The 25,433-nt window shown below is 42.2% G+C and carries 21 protein-coding genes; 5 read left to right on the top strand and 16 right to left on the bottom strand.

The window, feature by feature from the left end; all coding sequences use genetic code 11:
- Nucleotides 1-158: 158 nt before the first annotated feature.
- The 5 genes from secF to queA all read right to left on the bottom strand — a co-directional run bounded on the left by secF (nucleotide 159) and on the right by queA (nucleotide 5,743).
- A complete protein-coding gene (gene secF, locus ACSLBF_RS02420; RefSeq protein ID WP_440055032.1) occupies nucleotides 159-1,103 on the bottom strand; it encodes a protein translocase subunit SecF in 945 nt (314 codons plus the stop codon).
- Nucleotides 1,104-1,112: 9 nt separating this feature from the next.
- Complete coding sequence (gene secD, locus ACSLBF_RS02415; protein ID WP_440055031.1) at nucleotides 1,113-2,972, bottom strand: protein translocase subunit SecD; 1,860 nt, start codon at nucleotides 2,970-2,972, stop codon at nucleotides 1,113-1,115.
- A gap of 24 nt (nucleotides 2,973-2,996) precedes the next feature.
- Nucleotides 2,997-3,335, bottom strand: a complete 339-nt coding sequence (yajC, locus tag ACSLBF_RS02410; RefSeq protein WP_440055030.1) for a preprotein translocase subunit YajC — start codon at nucleotides 3,333-3,335, stop codon at nucleotides 2,997-2,999.
- 21 nt (nucleotides 3,336-3,356) lie between these two features.
- A complete protein-coding gene (gene tgt, locus ACSLBF_RS02405; protein WP_440056187.1) occupies nucleotides 3,357-4,490 on the bottom strand; it encodes a tRNA guanosine(34) transglycosylase Tgt in 1,134 nt (377 codons plus the stop codon).
- Nucleotides 4,491-4,705: 215 nt separating this feature from the next.
- Nucleotides 4,706-5,743: a tRNA preQ1(34) S-adenosylmethionine ribosyltransferase-isomerase QueA gene (gene queA, locus ACSLBF_RS02400; RefSeq protein ID WP_440055029.1), complete on the bottom strand. Its 1,038-nt coding sequence runs from the start codon at nucleotides 5,741-5,743 to the stop codon at nucleotides 4,706-4,708.
- 231 nt (nucleotides 5,744-5,974) lie between these two features.
- Between queA and ACSLBF_RS02395 the strand changes: the two genes are divergently transcribed.
- Both ACSLBF_RS02395 and ACSLBF_RS02390 read left to right on the top strand, forming a co-directional pair.
- Nucleotides 5,975-8,485, top strand: a complete 2,511-nt coding sequence (locus tag ACSLBF_RS02395) for an EAL domain-containing protein (protein ID WP_440055028.1) — start codon at nucleotides 5,975-5,977, stop codon at nucleotides 8,483-8,485.
- Nucleotides 8,486-8,640: 155 nt separating this feature from the next.
- Nucleotides 8,641-8,838: a hypothetical protein gene (locus ACSLBF_RS02390; RefSeq protein WP_440055027.1), complete on the top strand. Its 198-nt coding sequence runs from the start codon at nucleotides 8,641-8,643 to the stop codon at nucleotides 8,836-8,838.
- A gap of 29 nt (nucleotides 8,839-8,867) precedes the next feature.
- On the opposite strand, the gene ACSLBF_RS02385 is transcribed toward ACSLBF_RS02390, so the two are convergent.
- The 10 genes from ACSLBF_RS02385 to ACSLBF_RS02340 all read right to left on the bottom strand — a co-directional run bounded on the left by ACSLBF_RS02385 (nucleotide 8,868) and on the right by ACSLBF_RS02340 (nucleotide 19,614).
- Nucleotides 8,868-9,749, bottom strand: a complete 882-nt coding sequence (locus ACSLBF_RS02385) for a hypothetical protein (protein ID WP_440055026.1) — start codon at nucleotides 9,747-9,749, stop codon at nucleotides 8,868-8,870.
- A gap of 8 nt (nucleotides 9,750-9,757) precedes the next feature.
- Complete coding sequence (locus tag ACSLBF_RS02380; RefSeq protein WP_440055025.1) at nucleotides 9,758-10,315, bottom strand: hypothetical protein; 558 nt, start codon at nucleotides 10,313-10,315, stop codon at nucleotides 9,758-9,760.
- Nucleotides 10,308-10,844: an RNA polymerase sigma factor gene (locus tag ACSLBF_RS02375; RefSeq protein WP_440055024.1), complete on the bottom strand. Its 537-nt coding sequence runs from the start codon at nucleotides 10,842-10,844 to the stop codon at nucleotides 10,308-10,310. Before ACSLBF_RS02375 ends, ACSLBF_RS02380 begins: the two co-directional genes overlap by 8 nt.
- 81 nt (nucleotides 10,845-10,925) lie before the next feature.
- Entirely contained in the window at nucleotides 10,926-11,831 is a 906-nt protein-coding gene (locus tag ACSLBF_RS02370) for a hydrogen peroxide-inducible genes activator (protein WP_440055023.1), read from the bottom strand.
- Between the two features lie 178 nt (nucleotides 11,832-12,009).
- Entirely contained in the window at nucleotides 12,010-13,278 is a 1,269-nt protein-coding gene (locus ACSLBF_RS02365; RefSeq protein WP_440055022.1) for an inorganic phosphate transporter, read from the bottom strand.
- A 37-nt stretch (nucleotides 13,279-13,315) separates the two neighbouring features.
- The gene (locus tag ACSLBF_RS02360) at nucleotides 13,316-13,993 is read right to left on the bottom strand and encodes a TIGR00153 family protein (RefSeq protein WP_440055021.1); all 678 of its coding nucleotides are present in this window, start codon (nucleotides 13,991-13,993) and stop codon (nucleotides 13,316-13,318) included.
- A 142-nt stretch (nucleotides 13,994-14,135) separates the two neighbouring features.
- Complete coding sequence (gene phoU / locus ACSLBF_RS02355; protein ID WP_440055020.1) at nucleotides 14,136-14,837, bottom strand: phosphate signaling complex protein PhoU; 702 nt, start codon at nucleotides 14,835-14,837, stop codon at nucleotides 14,136-14,138.
- A 25-nt stretch (nucleotides 14,838-14,862) separates the two neighbouring features.
- Nucleotides 14,863-15,690, bottom strand: coding sequence for a phosphate ABC transporter ATP-binding protein PstB (pstB, locus tag ACSLBF_RS02350; protein ID WP_440055019.1), 828 nt, complete (start codon nucleotides 15,688-15,690; stop codon nucleotides 14,863-14,865).
- A gap of 24 nt (nucleotides 15,691-15,714) precedes the next feature.
- Complete coding sequence (gene pstA / locus ACSLBF_RS02345) at nucleotides 15,715-17,364, bottom strand: phosphate ABC transporter permease PstA (RefSeq protein WP_440055018.1); 1,650 nt, start codon at nucleotides 17,362-17,364, stop codon at nucleotides 15,715-15,717.
- A 15-nt stretch (nucleotides 17,365-17,379) separates the two neighbouring features.
- Nucleotides 17,380-19,614 (bottom strand): ABC transporter permease subunit, encoded by a 2,235-nt coding sequence (locus ACSLBF_RS02340; protein WP_440055017.1) that lies wholly within the window; start codon nucleotides 19,612-19,614, stop codon nucleotides 17,380-17,382.
- A gap of 271 nt (nucleotides 19,615-19,885) precedes the next feature.
- Here ACSLBF_RS02340 and ACSLBF_RS02335 point away from each other — a divergent pair, with 271 nt between their 5' ends.
- The 3 genes from ACSLBF_RS02335 (at nucleotide 19,886) to ACSLBF_RS02325 (ending at nucleotide 24,089) form a co-directional block, all read left to right on the top strand.
- The gene (locus ACSLBF_RS02335) at nucleotides 19,886-20,392 is read left to right on the top strand and encodes a glycine cleavage system protein R (protein WP_440055016.1); all 507 of its coding nucleotides are present in this window, start codon (nucleotides 19,886-19,888) and stop codon (nucleotides 20,390-20,392) included.
- A 115-nt stretch (nucleotides 20,393-20,507) separates the two neighbouring features.
- Nucleotides 20,508-22,595, top strand: a complete 2,088-nt coding sequence (gene ppk1, locus ACSLBF_RS02330; RefSeq protein WP_440055015.1) for a polyphosphate kinase 1 — start codon at nucleotides 20,508-20,510, stop codon at nucleotides 22,593-22,595.
- An 18-nt stretch (nucleotides 22,596-22,613) separates the two neighbouring features.
- Nucleotides 22,614-24,089 (top strand): Ppx/GppA phosphatase family protein, encoded by a 1,476-nt coding sequence (locus ACSLBF_RS02325; RefSeq protein ID WP_440055014.1) that lies wholly within the window; start codon nucleotides 22,614-22,616, stop codon nucleotides 24,087-24,089.
- Between the two features lie 8 nt (nucleotides 24,090-24,097).
- On the opposite strand, the gene ACSLBF_RS02320 is transcribed toward ACSLBF_RS02325, so the two are convergent.
- Nucleotides 24,098-25,381 (bottom strand): EAL and HDOD domain-containing protein, encoded by a 1,284-nt coding sequence (locus ACSLBF_RS02320; protein WP_440055013.1) that lies wholly within the window; start codon nucleotides 25,379-25,381, stop codon nucleotides 24,098-24,100.
- Nucleotides 25,382-25,433: the final 52 nt, after the last annotated feature.

The following is a 25,433-nucleotide window of genomic DNA, read 5'->3' as shown; positions in this document are numbered from 1 at the left end:
TGATCCACTTTGAGTCGAGAAAAGCTGGTTGATAACGCCCCTATCGCGTCTTGCTAGCGCTAAGGTACCAGCTGAAATTATCAGACCAGAAAAAAGCCGCACTTTAACTAAAGGCGGCTATTTTTTATCTTTTAGCAGTGTGTTCTCAGCTAAGAAAATTAGGGTATTGCATCTAACTCTGCACCTTCTTTTTCTACCTCAACAGGAATTAAGTCTTCTTTGCTAACTCCCATCAATACAGCAACAGAGCTTGCTACGTAGACAGAGGAATAGGTACCAATGAAAACACCGAACAACAATGCTGTAGCAAAACCATGGATAGTTTGACCACCCCATACAAATAACGCAATCAGTACCAAAATAGTCGTGATTGACGTTACCAATGTGCGGTTCAAGGTCTGTGTCAGTGAAATATCAATGATTTCCAAGGTGTCATCAATACGCACTTTACGGAAGTTTTCACGAATTCGATCTGAAACAACAATCGTATCGTTCAGTGAATAACCTATCACCGCCAGAATTGCAGCAAGTATCGTTAGATCAAACTCCAGACCTAATACTGAAAACAAACCCATCGTCAAAATGACATCGTGGAACAGCGCCACCACAGCACCCACTGCAAAACGCCATTCGAAACGGAATGCAACATAAATCAAGATACAGATAAGGGCCGTCAGCATTGCTAAGCCCCCCTGCTCTTTCAAATCTTCACCTACGCTTGGGCCTACAAACTCAATCCGACGCATCTCTACGCTGTTATCAGCGATTTTAAGCGCAGCAATCAGTTGGTTGCCTAGTACTTCAGACTTAACGTCATCACCACGAGGTGCAAGCCGAACAAGCACTTCTTGACTCGAGCCAAATAGTTGAACTGATGCATCCGCAAATCCATTTTCCGCAAGTACGGAGCGGATTTTTGGCAAGTCAGCTGGCTGTGAAAAACCGACTTCAACCGCCGTACCGCCTGTGAAATCCAAACCGAAATTTAGCCCTTTCACCATAAATGATGCGATGGACGCCAAAATTAATAGACCTGAGAAAGCCATGGTAAGCTTTCTTACGGCCATAAAACGGATAGTGCCTTTTAAATTAAGTAACTGCATGTCCGTCTCCTAGATAGAAAGCTTATTAATACGTTTACCACCAATGAATGCATTGATCACAGCACGGGTGCCGATGATCGCGGTAAACATTGAAGTGATAATACCAATTGCCAACGTTACGGCAAATCCAGCAATAGGACCGGTCCCCACTGAGAACAGAATAATTGCCGCGATTAGCGTGGTAATATTCGCATCAAATATAGTGCTGAATGCGCTGTCGTAACCATGATGAACGGCTTGCTGTGGACTGCGTCCTTCTGCTAACTCTTCACGAATACGTTCAAAAATAAGCACGTTTGCATCAACCGCCATACCTACAGTTAAAACGATACCAGCAATACCAGGAAGGGTTAATGTGGCACCAGGGATCATCGACATTACACCAATGATCATGATCAGGTTTGCCGCCAGTGCAAGATTTGCGACCAAGCCAAAACCTTTGTAATAAATCAACATAAATGCCAGTACAAAAGCAAAACCAAGCACCACAGCCGTCATACCCGCTTCGATGTTTTCTTGACCAAGGCTTGGACCTACTGTGCGTTCTTCAACGATTTGAATGGGTGCCACCAATGCACCCGCTCTGAGTAGTAAACTCAAATTGTGCGCTTCAGCTGGGCTGTTGATTCCGGTAATACGAAAAGCACCGTTTAATCGTGTTTGGATGGTCGCAATGCTAATGACTTCTTCGACTTTAATCGGTGGTAATGCCTTACCATTTTCGTCAACTTCACCTGATGGCTTGTACTCAATAAATACCGTCGCCATGCGTTTTCCTACCGCACGCTTAGTGTATGACGATATCTTAGCGCTACCTTTGCTATCTAGTTTAATATTCACTTGAGGACGCTGGTATTCATCCAACCCAGATTGTGCACCTGTGATGTGTGTCCCCTCTAAAATAACACGTTTCGTCAATACAACAGGATAACCGTCTTTATGAGGAATAACTTCAGTTCCTGGTGGAATACGGCCTTGCGCAGCTGCTCGTACATCTGCATTTTCATCAACTTCACGGAACTCTAGCGTTGCTGTCGCACCCAAGATTTCTTTAGCACGAGCGGTATCTTGTACGCCTGGCAGCTGCACGATAATGCGTTCACCACCTTGACGTTGCACATTTGGTTCCGCAACACCTAACTGGTTAATACGATTACGAATAATCGTCTCGTTTTGTTTGATGGCGTAGTCTCTTAACTCTTTATATTTCAATTCACTCAAACTAGAGTAAAAAGCTAAGCTGTTTCCGCTGTCATCAATAAATACGTTACCCGGATAACGGGTTTTCAAAAAACGCTCGGCAGCATCTTTGTCTTCTTCCGAGCGCATAATAACCTGAACACGTTCGCTATTAGCAACGCGACGGATTGAACGATAACGTAGTTTTTCACCACGAAGATCGCTCTTAAAATCTTGTTCCATTTGCTCAAGCGCATTATCCATCGCAGTAACCATGTCCACTTCCATAGTAAAGTGCACACCACCGCTTAAATCCAAACCAAGCTTCATTGGATTCGCGCCAAGATTTTTCAACCAATCAGGCTGTGCTGGAGACATGTTTATCGCGGAAATATAGTCATCGCTTAAAGTCTCGCGAAGGATATCCTGTGCTTTTAACTGTTCTTCAACATTTTTGAATCGAATGAGTACCTGGCCATCTTCGAGAGAGGAAGACTTTACAGTTAGATTGTTTTTTTTCAGTGTGTCGTTTACTTGGTCTAGTACACTTAAGCTCGCTTCGGCACCTTTTGTACCCGAAACTTGTATGGCCGGATCTCGGCCATACAAGTTTGGAGTAGCATAAAGAATACCCAGAGCTAATACTGTCAGAACAAGTAAATACTTCCACATTGGATACTTGTTTAACACTGGACTTTCCTTTTGTTGTTATTTTTAAAGAGACTTCATCGTGCCCTTGGGAAGCACGGCTGAAACTGCAGACTTCTGCACTGTTACTTCCGCTTGATCGTTCAGCGCTATAACAATAAAGTCTTTGTCGTCTGCCACTTTGGTGATTTTTCCTACTAAACCACCTTGGGTCAGCACCTCGTCACCTTTACCTAGTGCACCCATTAAATCTTTGTGCTCTTTCACACGCTTAGCTTGCGGGCGATAGATCAAAAAGTAAAAAACTAGGCCAAAAATACCTAGCATGATTAACATCTCCATACCACCACCGGCAGGAGCTGCACCAGCAGTGCTGGCATGTGCGTTCGAAATAAAAAAGCTCATTTCACTTCCTCGTTTTAAATTTTAATTTTCTAAACCAACATCCGCTAACTCCGGCACAGGTAGACCCCTGCGCTGATAAAAGTCAGCTACAAATTCATCGAAAGTGCCTTCAGACAAAGCATCCCGCATCCCTTCCATCAAACGTTGATAATAACGTAAGTTATGGATGGTATTTAAACGTGCTCCCAGTATTTCGTTACACTTATCTAAGTGATGTAAGTAAGCACGTGAATAATTTTTACAAGTATGGCAGTCACACTCAGGGTCAAGAGAACTGGTATCTGTCTTATGCACTGCATTTCTGATTTTTACCACACCATTGGTCACGAACAAGTGACCATTTCTGGCATTCCTGGTTGGCATCACGCAGTCAAACATATCAATACCACGGCGAACCGCTTCAACAAGATCTTCAGGTTTACCTACCCCCATAAGATAACGCGGTTTATTCTCCGGCATCTTGTAAGCACAATGATCTAATATATTAATCATGTCTTCTTTTGGCTCACCTACTGACAGGCCTCCTAAGGCATACCCATCAAAGCCAATTTCTTCTAGACCTTGTTGTGACTCAGCGCGTAAATCCGGGTACATACCACCTTGAATAATGCCAAACAGTGCTGCTGGATTATCACCATGCGCCTCTTTAGAACGCTTTGCCCAACGTAGACTGAGTTCCATTGAATCACGAGCTTCCTTTTCAGTGGCGGGGTATGGCGTACATTCATCAAAGATCATTACAATATCTGAGCCTAGATCACACTGCACTTGCATGGCTTTTTCTGGCGATAACATAATTTTTTCGCCATTTACTGGCGATTTAAACATCACCCCTTCTTCTGTGATCTTGCGCATCGCGCCTAAACTAAACACCTGAAAACCGCCTGAATCGGTCAAAATAGGTTTATCCCAATTCATAAAATCATGCAGATCACCGTGCTGTTTGATGATCTCAGTACCTGGACGCAGCATCAGATGGAAAGTATTGCCCAAGCAAATTTGCGCTCCGGTATCCTTCAATTCATCTGGTGTCATGCCTTTTACTGTACCGTAGGTACCCACGGGCATAAATGCAGGTGTTTCAACCACACCGCGATCAAATATAAGACGGCCTCGGCGAGCTTTACCTTGAGTGCGATCCAATTCAAATTTCATCATTACCTCATCGTCGGAAAAACAGTCCAACATAGATTAAAAAAACAGCCCTATTTTTGGGCTGTTCACAAGTTCACTCGATTCTACCAAGATTGCCAATGCAATTCTAATATTGGGCCAAAAAATAGAAATTAAAGTAAAGTGGCAGAGAAAACCAATGACATAAAAAAGCCCGACTACGTCAGGCTTCTTACAGGAATGCGATAAACTAGATATTACGATTGCTGTTTTTGTAAAAACATCGCATCACCATAGCTGAAGAAACGATACCTTTGTTCTATCGCGACTTGGTAGGCGTTCATAATATTGTCTTGCCCTGCAAAGGCACTAACCAACATGATTAATGTTGATTCTGGTAAGTGGAAGTTAGTGATCATGGCGTCAACGACTTTAAATTCGTAGCCAGGATAGATAAAAATATCCGTATCACCATAAAGTGACGCAATTTCGCCGCCATTCGCCTTGGCAGCTGATTCTAAGGAGCGAACAGAGGTGGTTCCAACCGCAATGACTCGACCACCACGAGCTTTGGCTCTGTTTATCGCTTCCACTACATCTTCTGGCACTTCAATATACTCAGAATGCATTTTATGTTCTTCAACTGAATCAACTCGAACTGGTTGAAAAGTCCCTGCACCAACATGAAGCGTTACAAAGGCCATATCAACCCCTTTCGCTTTTAATGCTGACATTAAACTATCGTCAAAGTGTAATCCTGCTGTCGGCGCAGCCACAGCACCTGGCTTTTCACTATAAACGGTTTGATAACGCTCTTTATCTTGCTCATCATCAGGCCTATCAATATATGGCGGCAATGGCATGTGACCAATATTTTCTAGGATCGACAGCACATCTTGTTCACCCGAGAAACGCAACTCAAATAGCTCTCCATGCCTTTGAACCATAGTCGCTTCTGCCTGCCCTTCGAGGATAATTTTCGCTCCGGCTTTGGGCGATTTACTGGCTCGTACATGTGCCAATACGGTATGTTCATCGATCACTCGCTCAACCAATACTTCGAGTTTTCCACCACTGGCTTTTTGTCCGAACATACGTGCCGGAATCACTTTAGTATTATTGAAGATCATTAAATCTTCCGGATTGATCATTTCCAGAATATCTTTGAAAATTTTGTGCTGGATTTCGCCAGTATTACCATTCAAAGTGAGTAATCGACTACTAGAACGATCTTGCTTTGGATGCCTAGCAATCAATTCATCAGGAAGCTCAAAACTAAAGTCAGCAACACGCATAAAAGGACCTCTTATCAGAATGAGCGCCAAGTCTAGTGTCCTGACTTGGTGAAATCAAGTGCTTGTAACCTGTCCCAAATACCTTTAACCTAGCGAATCAATAGAGGTAAACGTTATACAACATCTCACGATGTGGCTATCAACAACAGCCAGGTTCTTTATTCTCTTAAATTAAACAAAAACTTAATAAAGATAGCGAATAGCCATTAATAATCTGGGGTTGTAACAACGATGGCAAGAAAACTGACTCTACTTATATTAAATGCCCATGACACCCAACGAAAAATATTAGCCAAAACGCTAAGTTCACTTGATGTTTTCAATATTATTGAAACCTCAGACTCCAGAGATGCGCTCAGTTTATTGAAAAAAGAACCTGTCGACTTAGTGATTACGGGACTGGACGTAGGACAGATCGATGGGTGGCGGTTTTCAAGAATGATACGTTCGGGTTTACTAGCAACCCCGAAAAATACACCTATCGTACTTATTCCACCGATATACTGTGAACGCATCGCGGAAACAACAGCACGAAGCTACAGTATTGATGCGGTATTGCCTTTTGAAAAACAGGAAAAACTACCGCAAGTTTTAGCCAATGTCCTATCAACACACCTAGAAAAAAGCAGCCGTCTAAATTTATTATTGCTTGAACCTAACATCGCCAAAGCTGAAGAAATTTGCACACACCTTTCTCTTAATTTTGTCTGCACACATACTACTTCTGCGCATGAAGCTCTTTCCGCTTTTTTTCAAAATGACTTCGCTATCATCTTACTCGACACGACCGCAACGCTTGCTCAATCTACTGAAGAGCTTGTGGGACAAATTTTACAGCGTAAGCCCAGTCAAGCGATCGTAACTATTATCGATAAACGCGATGCAGATCACGCAGAACAACTGCTATTACTCGGTGTCACTGATTTTGTCAGAGCGCCTTACGATCTGCCATTTTTAAGCAAAGTCTGTGATCATGCAGCTCGTCGCGAAGACTTTATGGTTAGCTACGCCGAATTTGCCAATAAAGTCGAACAACTCAGTCATAGCGAAGGTAAATATAAAGAGCTGTTTTCTGCTCACCAAAGAATTTTATTGCACCTGCGCACGGTTGTGGTTGAGTTGGATCTAAACGGTGAGATCCGCTTTATTAACCCAGCATGGGAACAGTTATCCGGTTTTGGAATAAAGCATAGTTTGCGCTCACAATTGTGTGATTATCTGCTCGATGAAGACGCCAAAATACTGCAACAAAAAATCGCAAAGATGCAAAGCGCTGAAACCCAGCATACCCAGCTAGAAATGCAGTTACGTCACAAACAAGGACATTTGATTTGGGTTGAATGTCGTTTACAATTGATCAAAAACACGAGCAGCTCCGTCGCAATTACTGCTACGTTAGATAATATCCACGAACGCAAACAAGCAGAATTCCAACTAAAACATTTAGCCTGGCATGACACTCTCACAGGACTGCACAACCGTTATTACTTTGACCAACAGTTGCAGCAGTTTTGTAGTGAAGTAAAAGATCAAAAAGCTCGAGAGCATGCACTTATTTATATCGACCTAGATCACTTTAAGATCATTAATGACAGTAAAGGACACCAACAAGGTGATATTGTCTTGAAAGAGGTTTCAGAGCTGTTTAGTGAAAGTATTAGTAAAGATCATCTTATCTTCAGAATCGGAGGGGATGAATTTGCAGTATTGCTTAGAGATACCAACCTATTAGATGCACACATGTGTGCTGAAAATATTTGCATGTCTATTGAACAGCATAAGTTCCATTTTGAGGACAGTGCCTACTCATTGAGTTGCTCAATTGGATTAACCCAACTCACAGTACAAAATGCAGATCCCAGTGAATGCTTAAAACAAGCGGATATCGCACTTTATATCGCTAAAAATCTGGGCCGTAACTTGGTACATTGCTATAGCAAAGATGATGTGCAAAATCAAACTCTGCAAACTGGACTCGAGTGGGGGCACAATGTCAGACAAGCATTGCAAAATAACGCTATAGAGCTGCATTACCAACCTATCTGGGATTTCAAACAACACAAAGTCGCCTACTTTGAGGCCTTATTACGCTTAAATATTCATAACGAATTAGTATATCCGAACCAGTTTATCCCAGCGCTTGAGTTACTCAACGATACCTATCTGATGGATCAATGCGTCATCAAAGCTGCGATAAAAGCGATGGCAGAACACCCAGAGTTGACACAAGTTGCAATAAATTTATCAGCACATTCGTTCTTGGATGAGCGTTTGCTGCCACATATTCAGCAATGCTTAACAGACCATAAAGTGCCAGCTGGTTGTGTCATTTTTGAAATTACCGAATCTGCCAGTATTAATAACCTAAGTGCAACCCAAGCAATGGTTAAAAAGTTAAATGAGATGGGCTGCCATTTTTCTATTGATGATTTCGGCACTGGTTTTAGCACCTTTAGTTACCTGAAACAGCTACCAGCGCAACATGTCAAGATAGATGGGTCGTTTGTACGCGACATGCTAAATGATCCTATCGACCTTGCCTTAGTCAAAGCTGTGAATGATATTAGTCATTCACTAGACAAGCATTCTGTTGCTGAATACATAGAGAACAACGAGACTTTTCAAAAACTTAAAGAGATTGGCGTGGATTATGGCCAAGGCTACTTTATCTCTCGACCATTACCAATAACACAACTCCAATCAAAGCTAGAAACTATTTTATTCGAGAAAACAGTACAGTAACAACTTTATACGAAAGGCTACTTTTACTTCCAAAAAACTTCTCTATAATTAGAGATAACAGTCAATGATGTCCTCTAAAAAAAGCGTAACACATTATTTTTTATGACATTCAGGGAATTTGACAACATCTGGCAATGGAGCTCTGGAGGTAAAAAATGCTGTCACTCTCAATATTACTGGTGGTTTTAAATCTTTTAATTGCATATCAGTGTTATCGCTATGCAAATTTAAAAGGCTATCCATTGAAATTATTCACAGTGCTGGGTCTGATCCCTTATTTCAATTTGGTGGTGTGGGTGTATTTGCTGTTTTTACCCAACCTAGTCGCAAGCAAAAATATGGAGCAGTACTAGCTTCGTCTTGGTACCACTCCATCTATCAATTAAAATACGTACTGTTTCGCTTGTTTGGCTAACGCGCTAGCATCTATTTTTCCAGTAACACAACGCTGCACCTCACTTTGCTGATAAATCATGATGTGTTTTTGCTCTGGCTCCAATAGATTAGGATAGGTAAAGCTAATATATTCACTCACAGCTAAAGCTTTCAAACCAGCACCATAATCGCAAAGGCTCCTTGCAATATTGTCACTGAGTGAAGCATTTAAATTACGTTGTTGCTCTAGCTTCTGCGCTTCTTTTTGCTGTTTTTGTTGTTCAAACTTATTTCTTAACTGTTGTAACTTCTTGCCAAGCTCAGACTCTTGCTGGTTAAGTGACTCTATATTTTGTTCAACCGAAGCGATTTCCTTGGCTAAATCATCCCTTGCTTCATCGTCTTCAGCATGATGTCGCTTTGCAAACTCTAACTCAGATTTCTGGCGCTTCAATTCACGTAACTGCATACGTGTTTCTCGCTCTCTCCAGGCAGATTCTTTGAGCTTTTCAGCTTCTTCTCTAACTTTTTCCATGGTTGAAGACCACGCCTCAGAAAAAGTTTCGGTGTTCTCTTCATTGACCACATTTGTTTCAAAATGTGGAAAGTCAAACTCTCCAAGCGCTGCTATTTCATCTAAATTATCCAAAGGGGCTAGCCAGTTGAGACTGTGCTGGCGTTTAAGTTGTAACTCAAAGACCAAACCTTGTCCTTGCAAATAATAGCCTGATACTTTTCTTACTTGCCCAGGCATATCGTGCTGTAACGCACTGCCAAGAACTCTTTCAAATATTTTTACCTCCCGTTTCATCGGTTGTAAGTCTTTTGTATTACCGATTAGTGGTGTAGAAGCCAGTGCGGCCGATATTAGTATGCTGATAAGTTTCATGGGTTACCTCAATATTTTGCCAAACGTTCTACAGGTGTATTGTCAACCTGTGCTTCTAATTCGTTTAATTGCAATCGCAATAAGGCTTGATCTTGCGCCCGCTGGGCTTGCATAAAATCCACAAGATTATTGATCTCTAAGCCTCTTTCTTTTCTTGTTTGCGCCACCACTTGAGTTGCAATGGATGACAAGGCTTGTTTGTCAGTAACGGATCGCTGTTTCAGCTCGGCTACGACATCTTTCATTACTTGTTGTTGTGTCGCGATCAGCTGATTTTGCTGCTGTAATTGCTTGTTTAGATCTACATTTTGTAGCCAAAGGCCTACTATTCCCAATCCAACTAGCAAATAAGAAGCAACCTGTAACCAACTTGCTGTCAACGGGTTTACGTGTTTCAACCACCTTGGCGTCGGAACATCTTGGTACTGATTGGCTTTTTCTTGCCACCCTCGGGCTTCAGCCATTAATTGTCGATACTCGTTATCTTGCTGAAGCAGCTCCAATTCTTGCTCTGATAAGGTTTTACCATCTAACCAAGCTTCAAATAGCTGATCTAACTTAGCCATTATTTACCTCCAATTGACCTTTCATCTTTCCAAGCGCGCTATATAACCTTGCTTTGACTGTGTTTACTGGTGTCTCTAATTGGGCTGCAATTTCATCGAACGTGTATTGTTGGAAAAATTTAAGCTCAACTACCAAGCGCTGCTCAAATGGCAATCGCTTTAACGCATGATAGATCTCTGCATTCTGTTGTAATACAGCGATTTCACAATCAGGTCCTGAAGTCGATAGCTCAACTCCTGAATCATTCACATCTTCAAAGCGGTGTTTACGCATGTAGTCAACAATCCTGGCATGCGTTATGCGAAATACCCAAGTCGAAAACTGCGCATCCCCTTTGTAACTCGGCAAGCTTTTATAAATACTCAAAAATACATCTTGGCAAACATCCCATGCGTCACTGGGATTGCCAATCAGTCGCAAACATTGGTTATAAATTCGCTGTTGATGTTTCTCTAGCAATTTTTGCCAAGCTCGCTCATTGCCCTGCGCAGCTTGTTTTATCAATTGTTTTTCTGTGAATAAAAACACTGAACTAAGCTCTTAATTTCTTTATGTAGTTAGTCGAGGGGTGGGGAAAAATAGTTGTGTTTTCGGAATAAAAAAACAGTGCTAGCTGCACTGTTTTTTTACGTAGGCTTTGGCAAATTCACTGAAAAGTCTGAAATCACGACTTCTACCTGTCGTTCTACGCCAAATTAGACCAATTTCACGATAGGCGTGTTCACTGGGCGGTGATGCCACTAGTGGCTTGGACTCGAGTATTCCTGTGTTGATCGCCATTTGCGGCAAGAAAGTAACACCGTTTTGATATTCCACCATACTTAATAGGGTATGTAAGTTAGCCGCTTCAAACGGATTGATGCAGGCACTACGATTTAAATGGCAGGCACTCAATGCATGCCCCGTCATACAATGCTCTTTTTCTAGCAAGAAGACACTTTCATCAGGTAACAAATTGAAATCTTCTATCGGGTCTGGCACCTGATACTCTTTATGTCTAACTAAACTAAAGTGGTCTTTTGCTAATACTTCGGTATGAAACTTGTCAGTACGATAAGGCAGTGCCAGCATCGCCATATCAATATGACCATGTTCTAACTTGTATAGTAAATTTTCGCTGGTATCTTCCACCAGGACTAGCTGAAGCTCCGAAAACTCTCGCTTACAAGCTTGATATAACGGCGCAGCAATAAAGCTGGCGATTGTGGGAATAATGCCTAGAGTGAGTTTTCCAGATAACGGGTTTTTGTAGCTTTTGGTAAGCTCCTTTACGCTCATTGTATCATCAATGATTTTTCGCGCGCGCTCAACGACTTCTTCACCAATATCGGTGAACATCAAACTTCTATTTTCTCGCTCAATAAGCTGACACCCCAAAATTTCTTCCAGTGTCTGAATTGCGCTACTTAATGTGGATTGACCAATAAAGCAGGCTTCTGCTGCTCTTCCAAAATGCTGATATTGATGCACTGCTAGCAGATATTGCAGTTGTTTAATACTGGGTAAGTTTGTCACGCTGTTTGCTCTTGTAATTTATTCGCTCTTAGATAATCTAGCTTATCTCAATTTAACCATTATCGTCATGGTCTGTTATACCAATTGCTAACCCAAAAATAAAAAAGACCCCAACACCAAAGGTGCTGAGATCTTTTCAAGCTAAAAGTCTGTGTAGTTTTAGTACCGTAGCAGGATACTAAACACCAAATACAGTTCTTAGGATATAGAATATAACAATAGCAAGGGCCGCACCAACTGGCAACGTAATAACCCAAGAAACCACGATATTACGCACCACCCCCATATTAAGAGCAGCGATACCTCTGGCCATACCCACACCTAGTACAGCACCAACCAGCGTTTGTGTTGTGGAAATTGGCAGACCTGTTCCAGAAGCGATAACAACTGTTGATGCCGCAGCAAGTTCAGCAGCAAAGCCTCGGCTTGGTGTCAAGTGGGTGATCCCTTCACCGATGGTCTTGATTACTTTCTTACCCAATACAGCAAGACCAACCACAATACCAAAACCACCTAGTGGTAAGATCCACCAAGCTAATGCCGCTTTTTTGGCAATTTCACCATCGTTCTCAACAATATTAACTACCGCAGCTAATGGACCAATCGCATTCGCAACATCATTAGAACCGTGTGCAAACGCCATACAACAAGCGGTTAATACCATTAATACAGCAAACACTTTTTCTACGTTATTAAACTGCATTTGCTTGTCAGCTTTAGGGTCCATTTTCAAACGTTGAATCACAATTTTACCAATGATACCAATAATTACCGCAATACCTATGGCCAAGGCAAAACCTTCGAACGTACCCATTTTGATTCCTACGTGCTTCAAGCCTTTTTTGATTGTCACTAGAGACATAACAAAACCAGCTAGGCCCATATAAATAGGTACAAAACGTTTTGCGTTGGCAAGAGGGTTATTGGTATCAAAAATCAGTTTTTGTGCGCTCATAAAAATAAGATAAGCGATAAAACCGGAAATTGCAGGCGTTACTATCCAGCTACCGACAATCCCCACGACTTTGCCCCATTGGATAGCTTCACTGCCCACTGCAACAAGTGCAAAACCGATAATTGCACCGATGATCGAGTGTGTTGTTGATACCGGCCAACCAAGTAGTGAAGCCAATAACAGCCAAGAACCCGCAGCAAATAGTGCTGAGATCATCCCTAATACCATTAATTCAGGAACATCTAAGAAAGGAGTCGAGTCAATAATGCCTTTGCGAATCGTCGATGTTACTTCACCACCCGCTAAATAAGCACCTGCAAACTCAAAAATCATAGCAACAATAATTGCTTGTTTAATGGTAAGTGCTTTAGAACCTACCGATGTACCCATAGCATTTGCAACGTCGTTTGCACCAATACCATAAGCCATAAAGAAACCAACTGCTGCGGCAACCAAAACCAGAAGCGTGCCGTAGGATGCAATGATATCCATTGGAAAACCTTACTTTAATTTTAAAAGATCGTTGAAGTTAGCGAGCTAACATCAGCTCAAGACGTGAGCCTACACGCTCAGCAATATCAGCTAATTCACCCACCCACTCAATGATTTTGTATAAGAACATCACATCGACTGGATTTAGTTCGGCTTCAACTGTGCGTAACTCTTGACGGATTTTGATTTGCATTTCATCCGTGTCTTGCTCGATAGCATCTAACTCCACGAGCATTTTCTCTACTAATGTTACTTCACGGCCTCTAAAGCCGGTTTCAAGTAATTCGTCTAGCTCATTGATGGCCTTACATGCTTGTTTGGTCGCATCAACGCAACGAGACAAATAAGTGAGAAAATCTTGCTGGATGGATTCAGGGATCGCCATCTCACGGCCAATTACACGGCCAGCAATATCTTTTGCTTTATTGGCGATTTTGTCTTGGTGAGTGATTAATTCCAGTAGATCGGTCCTTTCCACTGGCATAAATAGACCACGAGGCAATTGCAAACGAACTTCTCGCTTCATATCGTCAGCTTCGCGCTCTAAATTACGAATTTCTACTCGTAAAGCTTCCGCTTCAGTCCATTCCCCTTTAAAAACGTGGTTAAAAAAAGGAATAAGTGCCGCACTGGCCTTATGGACTATTTTAATATGCTCTTCTATGGGCTTAATAGGAGATTTTGCAAAAACCCCTAAAAACGCGTTACTAGGCATAATTGACCCTTAAATCATATTGTTTTGCATGTGCAGCTGCTAATTTTACAACATTAAGCAATATTGTGAACGGTTTTTATCTGATTAACGACTACACATTAGAATAAGCTGTGCAGATATCTGCACAGCAGGAGGTGAAAGGTTATAGCGATTTTGCTATATCTTCTTGAGATGTATGACGAATATCTTTGCCATTAACAAAGTAAATAACATATTCAGCAATATTCTGACAACGGTCTCCAATCCGTTCCAATGACCGTACTGACCAGATTAAATCCATTATTTTTGGAATTGAACGTGGATCTTCCATCATATACGTCATTATTTGACGTGTAAGGGCTTCATATTCTCTATCTACACGAGCATCCGCTTTATGAACTTCAAAAGCTTTTTGCACATCCATTCTGGCGAACGAATCAAGTACATCGTGCAACATTTGCGATACCTGACGCCCCATATTATCGATGTTAACCAATAAATCTTGCTGATCTTTGGTAAATGAGTCTAAAGCGACTTTGGCGATACGTTCAGCCTCATCTCCAATACGTTCTAAATCCGCAATCGTTTTTGCAATTGCGACAACCAATCGAAGATCACTTGCTGCTGGCTGACGCTTGGCAATGATGCGTGTACATTCTTCGTCAATGTTCACTTCCATTGCATTTACTTTGTAATCGTTTTTACTGACTTTTTTGGCTTTTTCAGCATCACCACTGTTTACCGCATCTAGCGCAGTATTAAGTTGCTGTTCAACAAGCCCACCCATGCTCAATACATGGTTTCTGACATTTTCTAGCTCTTCATTAAAGCGACCAGAAATGTGTTTATTGATGTTATGTTCCATCGTATTCTCCTCAACCACGCCAGACTTAGCCGTAACGGCCGGTAATGTAGTCTTCAGTCTTCTTTTTAGACGGAGTTGTAAACAAGGTATTGGTATCTGCGTATTCGATCAATTCACCCATGTACATAAAGGCAGTTTGATCTGAAACGCGTGCAGCTTGTTGCATGTTATGGGTAACGATGACAACGGTATACTTGTTTTTCAAATCGTTAATCAATTCTTCTATGACTAACGTTGAGATTGGGTCTAGTGCCGAAGTAGGCTCATCTAGTAATAACACTTCTGGTTCAATTGCGATAGAGCGGGCAATCACCAAACGCTGTTGCTGACCACCTGATAAACCAAAAGCGCTATCGTGTAGGCGATCTTTCACTTCATCCCAAAGCGCGGCACCGCGCAGTGACTTCTCGACTACTTCATCTAATTTACGCTTGTCTTTAATCCCTTGTAATCTTAGACCATATACCACGTTCTCGTAGATTGATTTAGGAAATGGATTTGGTCTTTGAAATACCATACCAACGTTACGACGTAGCGCAGCCACATCAACACGCTTGTCATAGATGTTCTGACCTTTTAGGTTTATTTCGCCTTCAATACGGCAATTATCAACCAAATCATTCATACGATTAATACAACGTAATAAGGTCGATTTACCACAACCCGAAGGACCAATGAATGCGGTTACCTGTCCGGTTGGAATAAGCATATTTACTTTGCTCAGAGCTTGTTTGTCACCGTAGTAAAGATCGAGATCTTTGATCTCTAGTGCAGTTTGCTCTGGAGTTAAATTTTCCAAATCTAACTTAGTGTTACCGTTTGCCTGATTAACTTCTGGCGTTAGTGTAATCATGTTGTTACCTATAAATCTTTACTATTAGTTTTCAAGGGCTCTGAACTTTTCACGCAGATGGTTACGAATACCAATCGCGGTGATGTTCAGGGCAATAATAACCGTAACTAGCAGGAATGCAGTGGCATAGACCAAAGGTCTAGCGGCTTCCACATTCGGGCTTTGGAAACCAACATCATAGATATGGAAACCTAGGTGCATAAACTTACGATCTAAATGAATATAAGGGAAGTTACCATCAAGCGGTAATGTCGGTGCCATCTTAACAACACCCACTAGCATCAATGGGGCGACTTCGCCAGCCGCACGAGCAACAGCCAAGATAAGGCCTGTCATGATAGCTGGACTTGCCATTGGTACAATGATTTTCCACAGTGTTTCAGCCTTGGTAGCACCTAAAGCAAGTGAACCATGACGGACAGAACTTGGTATGCGCGATAGACCTTCTTCCGTAGAAACTATTACAACAGGTAGCGTTAATATTGCCAACGTTAGCGCTGACCAAATCACGCCTGGTGTGCCAAACACAGGACTAGGTGCAGCTTCTGCGTAGAACAGTTCATCGATAGAACCGCCTAGCATATAAACAAAGAAACCTAAACCAAACACTCCGTATACAATTGACGGAACACCAGCTAGGTTGATCACCGCGATACGGATCATCTTCGTGATGGCATTTTTAGCTGCATATTCATGAAGATAAATCGCCGCAACCACACCAAATGGGGTCACGATTACCGCCATCAGCATGACCATAAATACAGTTCCGAAAATCGCAGGGAAAACGCCACCTTCAGTATTCGCTTCACGAGGGTCGTCGCTAATAAATTTGCCGATTTGAACTATGTAGTGTGCCGTTTTTGCAAAAAAGCCCATATCATTTGGAAACCAAACATCTAACACTTGATATAGAGGTAAAGTTACTTCTTCACCACGCATGTCTTTTACAACAACTTGGTCACGCTTTGCCTTTTTACGCAACTCGAACAAACGCTTCTCAAAGACTTTGTACTCTTCTTTTAACTCCGCACGGCGAGCATTTAATTCGGCTAATTTTTCATCGCTTAATTCATTGTCTAATGCATACGAACGCTCGCGTAAACGTAAACGCTCAAGTTCATAGTTAATATGACCGATTTCACTGTTTTGTAAGTCAAGCGCTTCTTCATTTAAATCAACGGCACGCTCAACCAATTCGAATAACCGTTCAACAGGCTGTTCTGTAACTACCTTGCCATCTTCAATGACTTTCGTTACGTAACCATAAAAGTTACCGTTTTTGCTTCGTTCAAACACAGCCAGCTTTTCTGGTGCTTGTTGACTTTGAATATCAGTTGAAAGCACCCAGCGAAAATCAAGTTCAACGTACTCACGGTTACCTGTTTTAACCAGTAAACGCTCTACATATTCGTCTTTATAACCAGATAAATCGTAACCAGCTGCTTCAAGGCGCGTTTTTGGAACTAGCTCACGGTCATAGATTTCACCAATTACCGTTTGCTTAGGCACGGAACCTTCAAGTTGCAGTTCAACAACTTGTGATGGCCAGAAGAAACTCAATCCCTTCCAAGCAATCATTGCAAGCAGTCCAATAACCGAAATCAAACTGATGCTGACCGCGCCACCTGTCATCCAGATCCACGGAGAACCTGACTTAAACCATTGTTTTACCATGTCATGTCACTCCAATTACATTGAGCTGTATTTTTCACGCAGCTGCTGCCTTACAAATTCAGCAACTGTGTTGAATACAAAAGTAAAAATAAACAAAACAAACGCAGCGAGGAATAGGATACGGTAGTGCGAACTTCCGACTTCTGATTCAGGCATCTCAACCGCAATATTGGCCGCTAAGGTTCTCATACCTTGGAAAATACTCCAGTCCATTATCGGTGTGTTACCCGTTGCCATTAGCACGATCATGGTTTCACCTACCGCACGACCCAGACCCATCATAACCGCAGAAAAAATACCCGGGCTGGCAGTTAACAACACAACTCGAACAAGGGTCTGCCATTGTGTAGCGCCTAATGCTAATGACCCGTTAGATAAGTGTTTTGGAACACTGAACACCGCATCTTCCGCAATTGAGAATATAGTTGGAATTACTGCAAACCCCATCGCGATCCCGACAACCAATGAATTACGCTGGTCAAATGTTAAGCCCAGTTCATTAGTTAGGTATTGCCTGACATTACCGCCAAACATCCAGGTCTCAACCAAATCACTCATCGCAAATGAGAACCAACCGACAATCAGCACCACAGGCAACAGAATGATTGAATGCCACCCCTCAGGAATAACGTGACGGATACGCACAGGTAATTTTGTCCACCCAAAAGCGGTTGCAATGACGGCAACTGGGAGTAACACAAGCAATGCGACAACCGCTGGTAAATGCGTTTCAATCAGTGGCGCCAACCAAAGTCCCGCCAAAAAACCCAAGATAACCGTTGGTAGTGCTTCCATGATTTCTACCGTTGGCTTCACCACTCTGCGCAACTCGCTAGACATAAAGTATGCTGTATAAATTGCCGCTGAGAGCGCAATAGGTACGGCGAAAAGCATGGCATACAAGGCCGCTTTGATGGTCCCAAATGAAATCGGAACCAGTGAAAATTTGGATTCAAAATCATCGCTTGCAGAAGTCGACTGCCAAGTATAGGCTGGCTCTGGATAACCTTCATACCACACTTCTTGCCACAGCGCCGACCAAGTCACTTCCGGGTGTTCGTTATGTAGTTCGAACACGCTCATGGTATCGCCAGAAAGCGCTATCGCAGCATTAGCTCTAGGTGCAACAACGAACTTATCAATTTTGCCTTCGGTAATTTTACCTTGCCAAAGCTGCGCTTCACTGGTGGTGTAATAAAGACCTAATTCACCTTTATCATTGGTGGTGAAAAAAGTACGGCGATAATATTCGGTAGACAGACGAACCTGTTTGCTTTTGCCTGTTTCAAACGAGCGGATTTTCGCAAACTGACGACCTTCGTCGCTATTCACTTCAAACCATTGAGAAACTTCACCATTGTCATTCGCCAACATCAAAGAATTTGCACCCGCAAGCAACGTCGTTCCGACCAAGTTGGCGTTTTCTTCGTTTGCAGCCAGTAGCTGGAACAGCTCAACACTGGTTGCGAAACGCGTGTCAAACACATAAATTTGATTGGCAGAGCGTACGAATGTACGCGAGGTGTCTGGTGAAATCAGCAACTCATCAACACGTCCATCAATATCTAATTCAGTGCGTTCTACTGACCACTCTACTTCGCCGGTAAACATGTTTTCTTCGGCAACAAACGAAGCGAATATAACGCGCTTATCTGAGGTCTGTGCCACTACCGCAGTCTTATCTTCATAATGGCTAAAAGCAAACTTACGGATCGCAGCGCCTTGTTCATCTACGACTAACTGTTTTGCGTCCAATGGGTAGCTCAGGCGTGGCGATAAAACACGTTCATTGCCAGGAAAGCTAACTTGTAGCATCGGTTTGACCAGCTGCACCTGACCATTGTTTAAGCCGTAAGCGTATTGACCAAGAAATGGAGCGCTGCTGGCAAATGCGGTGATAGTACCTTCAAACTCAACTTGTATACTGTCAATAAGCTTACCGCTACCTTCTCCCTTGACTTGATAAAAATCAACAGTCCCTTTATCACTCATAAGGTAGGCTATTTCGGTTTGCTCTTCGACACCAAGGCCGAGGTAGGTGGTTTGTGGTGCTAACTGAATCTCTGTTCGTTTTTCCACTTTTGCTGACTCAAAAATGGGTTGTACCACATACAGCAGATAAAAGAAGATCAACAATAGAGCGACTAAAACCATCACTCCACCGGAGGTAATGCCAAACTGTGCAAACCTGTCTTTTAAGAGACGGCTTCTATCCGTAGTAAAGGATGGCTTTTGCGGATTGGAAGTCATCAAGATACCCTTTGGTTTTGAAATTATGCCTATTATATTTCACCAAGATGACAGTTGTGTTACAAAATGGACACCAAGGGGACTGTTTGCGATGAACTTATGGTCATTATTTTATTTCAAATAACGAACTAGTGTAACTTCATAATTTCTGTTGCATTTCTTTACATTCTAAGTCTCACAAAGCTGGACAAAAGTTGTTTTTGAACTAGTCTGAGTCTTGCGCCGATTTCGTTTTCCGCCTACGGGTGCCAACAAAAAGAGACATAATAAGATGAAGCAGTTAGTACTAACACTTATAGGAAAGGACCGTCCTGGTCTCGTTGAAGAAATATCCTCAGCAGTTTTATCTCATCATGGGAACTGGCTAACAAGTAACTTAAGCCATTTGGCTGGTCAGTTTGCCGGCATTGTGCAAATCGAAGTTGCAGAAGAACACCTTCAGGAACTACAAGATGCACTGAGATCACTCGCTAACTTAGATGTCAGAATCGAAAGTGGTGAAGCCTGCGAGAACAATGAAGAACCAGAAACAATTAATCTTGTAATCACTGGCAATGACCGGCCAGGGATTGTACAAGAGTTAGCAACTGTGATCCGTCACAAAGGAGCTAATATAACCCATTTAAATTCCAAGCAACGCAGTGCGCCCAATTGGGGGTTGCCTATATTCAGTGCCTTTGCGACTGTTAGCTTACCGCCAGGTACGGTTAAAGAAAATGTCATAGAAGCACTAGAGTCTATTACGAGTGATCTCATTGTCGATGTTGAAGAGGATTAATCCCCCTTTGTCCGTCGGCTACCTATAAATGCGACCACCTAGGTCGCATTTGTCATAAATTTGCCACAATATCTGCATAAGCTACCTAGGTAGTTGTACCTAAATGGTAAGGAAAATGCAGGTTATTTCTCCAGAACACACCGCTTCGTGTTATTTCCCGAAGGAATTAAGTTGGCTGTCTTTTAACGAACGCGTGCTTCAAGAAGCCAAAGACCCGTCAAATCCGATTATTGAAAGGATGCGCTTTCTCGGCATTTTTTCAAATAACCTCGACGAATTTTTTAAAGTTAGGATTGCTGAAGTCAAACGGCGAATCCTACTTAACAACTTACCAGACACCAATTTTGATGAAGACGAAGCCTTACTGATTGAGATACAAAAAAAGGTGCTGGAGCTTGGTAAAAAGTTCAATGTCATTCACCAACAGATACTGCACGATTTAAAAGACAGTAATATTCATGTTGGCCTACCAGAGCAGCTATCTGAATTTCATCAGCAGTGGTTGAACGGCTATTTTAAAGACCGAGTTTTACCTCATATGCTGCCGATGATGCTAAACGAAAATAAAGACTATTCAGACAACTTAAATGACTCTCTGACCTACTTTTTTGTCGAGATGAATGGGGAAAAGCAACATCACGCTTTTTTAGAGATCCCAACCGATAGATTAGAACGTTTTGTTATTTTACCGCCTGAACGCACCAGAAGACATAAAACAATCGTCATGCTAGATGACGTGATACGCTTTTTTATTGCTGATGTATTTAAAAGCTTTTTCAAGTTTGACAACATTGCCGCTTATTCTGTTAAGTTGACTCGCGACGCTGAATATAATCTTGATGATGAATTAGAAGAAGGCGTGTTAGACACTATGTCTAAAGGTCTTAAGCAGCGTTTATATGCTGAACCTACGCGTTTGGTATATGAAGAAAGTATGCCCGAAGAATTGTTGAAGTTGATGAAAAAACGACTGGGGATCACAGGGCAAGATGCGCTAATACCTGGTGGTCGTTATCGTAATTTCCGAGATTTCATTTCTTTTCCAAATATTGGCCGCCGTTATTTAGAAAACCAACCGTTACAACCGATTCAAAGTGCAGCTTTTAACAAACACTCTAGTGTTTTTCGAGCCATTACTGAACAAGATATTTTACTTTACTATCCTTACCATACGTTCAACCACATGCTTGAGTACGTTAGACAGGCGGCATTCGATCCTAAAGTATTACAGATCAAGGTGAACATTTATCGTGTCGCAAAAAATTCGCGATTAATCGCGTCATTGATCCACGCAGCTAAGAATGGCAAAAAAGTCACTGTAATGGTGGAGTTAAAAGCAAGATTTGACGAGCAGAATAATATTGACTGGGCCAAACTACTGAGTGAATCTGGTGTTAAAGTCATGCTAGGGATCCCAGCACTTAAGGTCCATAGCAAATTGTGTGTCGTGCATCGTAAAGAGAAAGGAAAAATCGTTAAGTACGCACATATTGGCACGGGGAACTTTCACGAAAAAACAGCCCGTATTTACACTGACTTCAGTCTATTCACAAAACACCCTGACATTTGTGAAGAGTGTGACAGTGTATTCAGATTTATTGAAAGCAGCTATCGCCCATTTCATTTTGAGCACCTGATGCTATCCCCGGTCAATGCCAGAGACAAAATCTTAGATTTGATTGAGCATGAAGTTAAGTTAGCCGAACGTGGAAACGATGGAAAAATAACAATCAAGGTCAATAACTTAGTTGATAAACAACTGGTAGATAAGCTGTATTTTGCATCACAGCATGGTGTTAAAATTCGGCTTATTGTTCGAGGTATGTGTTCACTGATACCTGGTCTTCCAGGACTCAGTGAAAACATCAAGATTATTAGTATTGTCGATCGGTTTCTTGAGCATCCTCGCGTGATGGTTTTTGATAATGCTGGCGAACCGAAAGTATTTATTTCTTCAGCTGATTGGATGACCAGAAACTTAGATCACCGTGTAGAGGTCGGTACCCCAATATACTCAGAGCAACTAAAAAAAGTCATTATTGATATCATAGAGTTGCAGTTTAAAGATCGGACCAAAGCAAGGATCATTGACGCTGAACAGAAGAACCTGTACGTTCGCCGAGGTAACCGAAAAAAAATTCGCTCACAAATCGCCATACATGACTATTTGAAAAAGTGGGAAGCGAGCGAGATAAGCGAATAGTATTTTAAAGGTATAGATATGGCAGACTTCCCTTCAATTGCCGCGGTCGATCTCGGGTCAAACAGTTTTCATTTAGTGGTGGCTAGAGAAGTTGACGGCCGCTTGCAAATTTTGCACAAAGAAAAGCAGCGTGTATTTTTAGCAGAAGGCTTAGATGAGCGCTTTAGGCTTAGTGATGAGGCCATTCAACGTGCTATCGACACCCTTGCACAATTTGCTTCTACATTGCAGGATTTCCCGGCGGACTCGGTGCAAGTGGTTGCAACTTATACACTTCGAAACTGCAAGAATCTAGCGACCTTCCTCGCCAGAGCAAAAGCCGTTTTTCCATATACTATTAATGTTATTTCCGGGCAAGAAGAAGCTCGATTAATCTACCAGGGTGTTGCAAACCACGTTCACGATAGCCACAACCGATTAGTTATCGATATCGGTGGCGGCAGCACAGAACTCATTATCGGCCAACATTTAACGCATAAATTATTAAGCAGCAGAAACATCGGCTGTGTCACGATGACCAAAAGCTTTTTTGACAATGGCAAGCTGTCAGTAAAACGCTTTAAAAAAGCGGAGATCCGTGCAGAACAACATCTTGAAGCCATTGCTGCAAACTACAAAAAATTGGGCTGGGGATCGGTATTAGGAACTTCTGGTACCATCAAAACTCTCTCCGCGATGGTCTACGAGCTGTTTCAACAAGAAGAAATCACACTTGCTAGCCTAGAAGCCATAAAGGCTATGTTTGTCGCTGCGGGACACCTAGATCTGGTCAACTTAAAATCACTTCCAGAGGAAAGAAAATCTAGTATTGCGGGTGGTCTCGCAGTATTAATTGCGTTGTTCAGACAGCTTAATCTCGAACAAATGCACTTTTGCGAGTTTGCCCTCAGAGAAGGCTTATTGTTTGAAATGCACCAAACCGATGAGTTTGATATTCGCACCAGAACTATTAATGCGTTTAGTGAACAATATAGAGTCGATCAAGCTCATGCGGAGAATATTTGTAGCACCTTAAAAGTGCTTTATGAGGCTGTTAAAAATAACTGGCAACTAAATAAGTTGGATTACGAAATGTTATGCTGGGCAGCCAAGCTGCATGAAGTCGGCCTAGTGATCAACTCATCAGGTTTGCACAAGCACAGCGCTTACATTGTTAGACACAGCCAATTACCTGGTTTTACGCAACAACAACAACAATATCTCAGCGCATTAGTGCGGTTTTGCCGCAAAAAAATAAAACTCGCTGAACTATCAGAGTTAATAACGGATGATTTAAACCGCTTCGCTCACCTGCTGGCTCTTCTTAGACTTAGCGTGCTTGCCAACCGTAAGCGCCAGCAAGAACAGGTACCAGTGTTAGAAATCGAGGCATTGCAAAATACATTACTGGTAAAAGCCTCTCCTGATTGGCTTGAAACGCATACGCTATTCGCAGCAGACTTAGAGCAAGAGCAAACCTTCATTAAGGCGCTCGGGATCAAGCTGGCTTTTTAGTTATAGCCTCAGCTAGCTTGATCGTGCTCAAACTCACCAACAATTTCCAATATTTCATCCGCGTAAGATCGCGATTCATTGGCCATGTCGTATAACGAATCTGTCGGTGTGGCAGGACGGATTGCTTGCAGTATCCGCTCTGCTTCTTGCCATTCATTACGTTCGATTTCAATGGCTAAGCGTAGCGCTCCTCCTAGCAGCCCTTGATAATCTAATAACGCACTGGATAGACTCGCGTCTAAGGAGAATTCTGCTGCAATAACTGACATTTCAACTTCTAAAATGACATCTAAAATCGACATTAGACCCAGTAAATAACCTCGGTCAGCCATCTCTTCCCCACCTGGGCGCAAAAATGCTTCAACAAACTTCGCTCGAGCCAACCCCATCCGAGTCAACTCACTGGGTTTATCAACCCCAAGTTTACTCAGTGCTAATATTTTCACAAATTGCCTAATCGCATCCTCACCCAAGTAAACCACGGCTTGTGAAATCGATTTTATTTCAATCCGTTCATCACCCGCTTTAGCATTAGCTAGCTTAAGTAACCGAGCAGTCAAACTGAGATCTTTACTTACTCGTTGTTGGATCTCTTTAAAACACAGTGATTTTTTCGCTGTTGAGCGTAATAGTTCCAATACCACTAACTTAGATGGCTCAACATTGCCATGATTTAGCATTTCTGGACGAGAGAAGAAAAAGCCTTGGAAATAATCGGCACCCGCTTTTTGAATATACTGATATTGCTCTTGCGTCTCGATGCGTTCAACAACAACATGCAACTGAGGATACTGACGTTTCAGTTTTTTAATCATCATCGTCGTTTTAATGATGGGCTCTTGTACTTCCAATTTGACGAACTGCATCAGCTCTAATAGCGGTTGCCATTTCGGGTCACCATCGTAATCATCAAGTGCGAATCGATAACCCTTTTTCACAAGAGAGGAGACCGATTCCACTAGTAAAGGTATGTCTTTACTACGCTCGACAATTTCTATAACAATTTTTTGTGGCGACAGTAAGTTAGGAAGTTCTTGCAGTAAGGAATCATCGGATAAGTTGATAAACGCTAGTTGCCCTGCCGTGAGTCGGTCAACACCGATAAACATAAGCGAGTTAAAAAACATTCTGCCCGTCGCCAATTCATCACTCACGCCAACAGGAAACGCATTATTTTCCGAATCACGGTAGAGTAATTCGTATGCGAACACCTCAAGATCTGATTTTAAAATTGCCTGGCGGGCAATATACTGAATCGTTGCTCCATGCATATTTGACACTTGGCCACTCATCAACTTCTGAGTCCTTTGGTTATAAAAAGGAATGGTACTAAACCATGAGCGT

Source organism: Pseudoalteromonas sp. T1lg65 (assembly GCF_051930985.1).
Classification (GTDB): domain Bacteria; phylum Pseudomonadota; class Gammaproteobacteria; order Enterobacterales; family Alteromonadaceae; genus Pseudoalteromonas.
This window is presented reverse-complemented; position numbering and strand designations above follow the sequence as displayed.

Coding starts and splice junctions, on each gene's coding strand:
- ACSLBF_RS02365 (WP_440055022.1), bottom strand. CDS start 13,278: ATGGATATCATTGCATCCTACGGCACGCTTCTGGTTTTGGTTGCCGCA.
- phoU (WP_440055020.1), bottom strand. CDS start 14,837: ATGGAACATAACATCAATAAACACATTTCTGGTCGCTTTAATGAAGAG.
- ACSLBF_RS02335 (WP_440055016.1), top strand. CDS start 19,886: ATGAAGCAGTTAGTACTAACACTTATAGGAAAGGACCGTCCTGGTCTC.
- tgt (WP_440056187.1), bottom strand. CDS start 4,490: ATGAAATTTGAATTGGATCGCACTCAAGGTAAAGCTCGCCGAGGCCGT.
- ACSLBF_RS02395 (WP_440055028.1), top strand. CDS start 5,975: ATGGCAAGAAAACTGACTCTACTTATATTAAATGCCCATGACACCCAA.
- ACSLBF_RS02325 (WP_440055014.1), top strand. CDS start 22,614: ATGGCAGACTTCCCTTCAATTGCCGCGGTCGATCTCGGGTCAAACAGT.
- pstA (WP_440055018.1), bottom strand. CDS start 17,364: ATGGTAAAACAATGGTTTAAGTCAGGTTCTCCGTGGATCTGGATGACA.
- queA (WP_440055029.1), bottom strand. CDS start 5,743: ATGCGTGTTGCTGACTTTAGTTTTGAGCTTCCTGATGAATTGATTGCT.
- ACSLBF_RS02340 (WP_440055017.1), bottom strand. CDS start 19,614: ATGACTTCCAATCCGCAAAAGCCATCCTTTACTACGGATAGAAGCCGT.
- ACSLBF_RS02390 (WP_440055027.1), top strand. CDS start 8,641: ATGCTGTCACTCTCAATATTACTGGTGGTTTTAAATCTTTTAATTGCA.
- yajC (WP_440055030.1), bottom strand. CDS start 3,335: ATGAGCTTTTTTATTTCGAACGCACATGCCAGCACTGCTGGTGCAGCT.
- secF (WP_440055032.1), bottom strand. CDS start 1,103: ATGCAGTTACTTAATTTAAAAGGCACTATCCGTTTTATGGCCGTAAGA.
- ACSLBF_RS02385 (WP_440055026.1), bottom strand. CDS start 9,749: ATGAAACTTATCAGCATACTAATATCGGCCGCACTGGCTTCTACACCA.
- ACSLBF_RS02320 (WP_440055013.1), bottom strand. CDS start 25,381: ATGAGTGGCCAAGTGTCAAATATGCATGGAGCAACGATTCAGTATATT.
- ACSLBF_RS02380 (WP_440055025.1), bottom strand. CDS start 10,315: ATGGCTAAGTTAGATCAGCTATTTGAAGCTTGGTTAGATGGTAAAACC.
- ACSLBF_RS02360 (WP_440055021.1), bottom strand. CDS start 13,993: ATGCCTAGTAACGCGTTTTTAGGGGTTTTTGCAAAATCTCCTATTAAG.
- ppk1 (WP_440055015.1), top strand. CDS start 20,508: ATGCAGGTTATTTCTCCAGAACACACCGCTTCGTGTTATTTCCCGAAG.
- pstB (WP_440055019.1), bottom strand. CDS start 15,690: ATGATTACACTAACGCCAGAAGTTAATCAGGCAAACGGTAACACTAAG.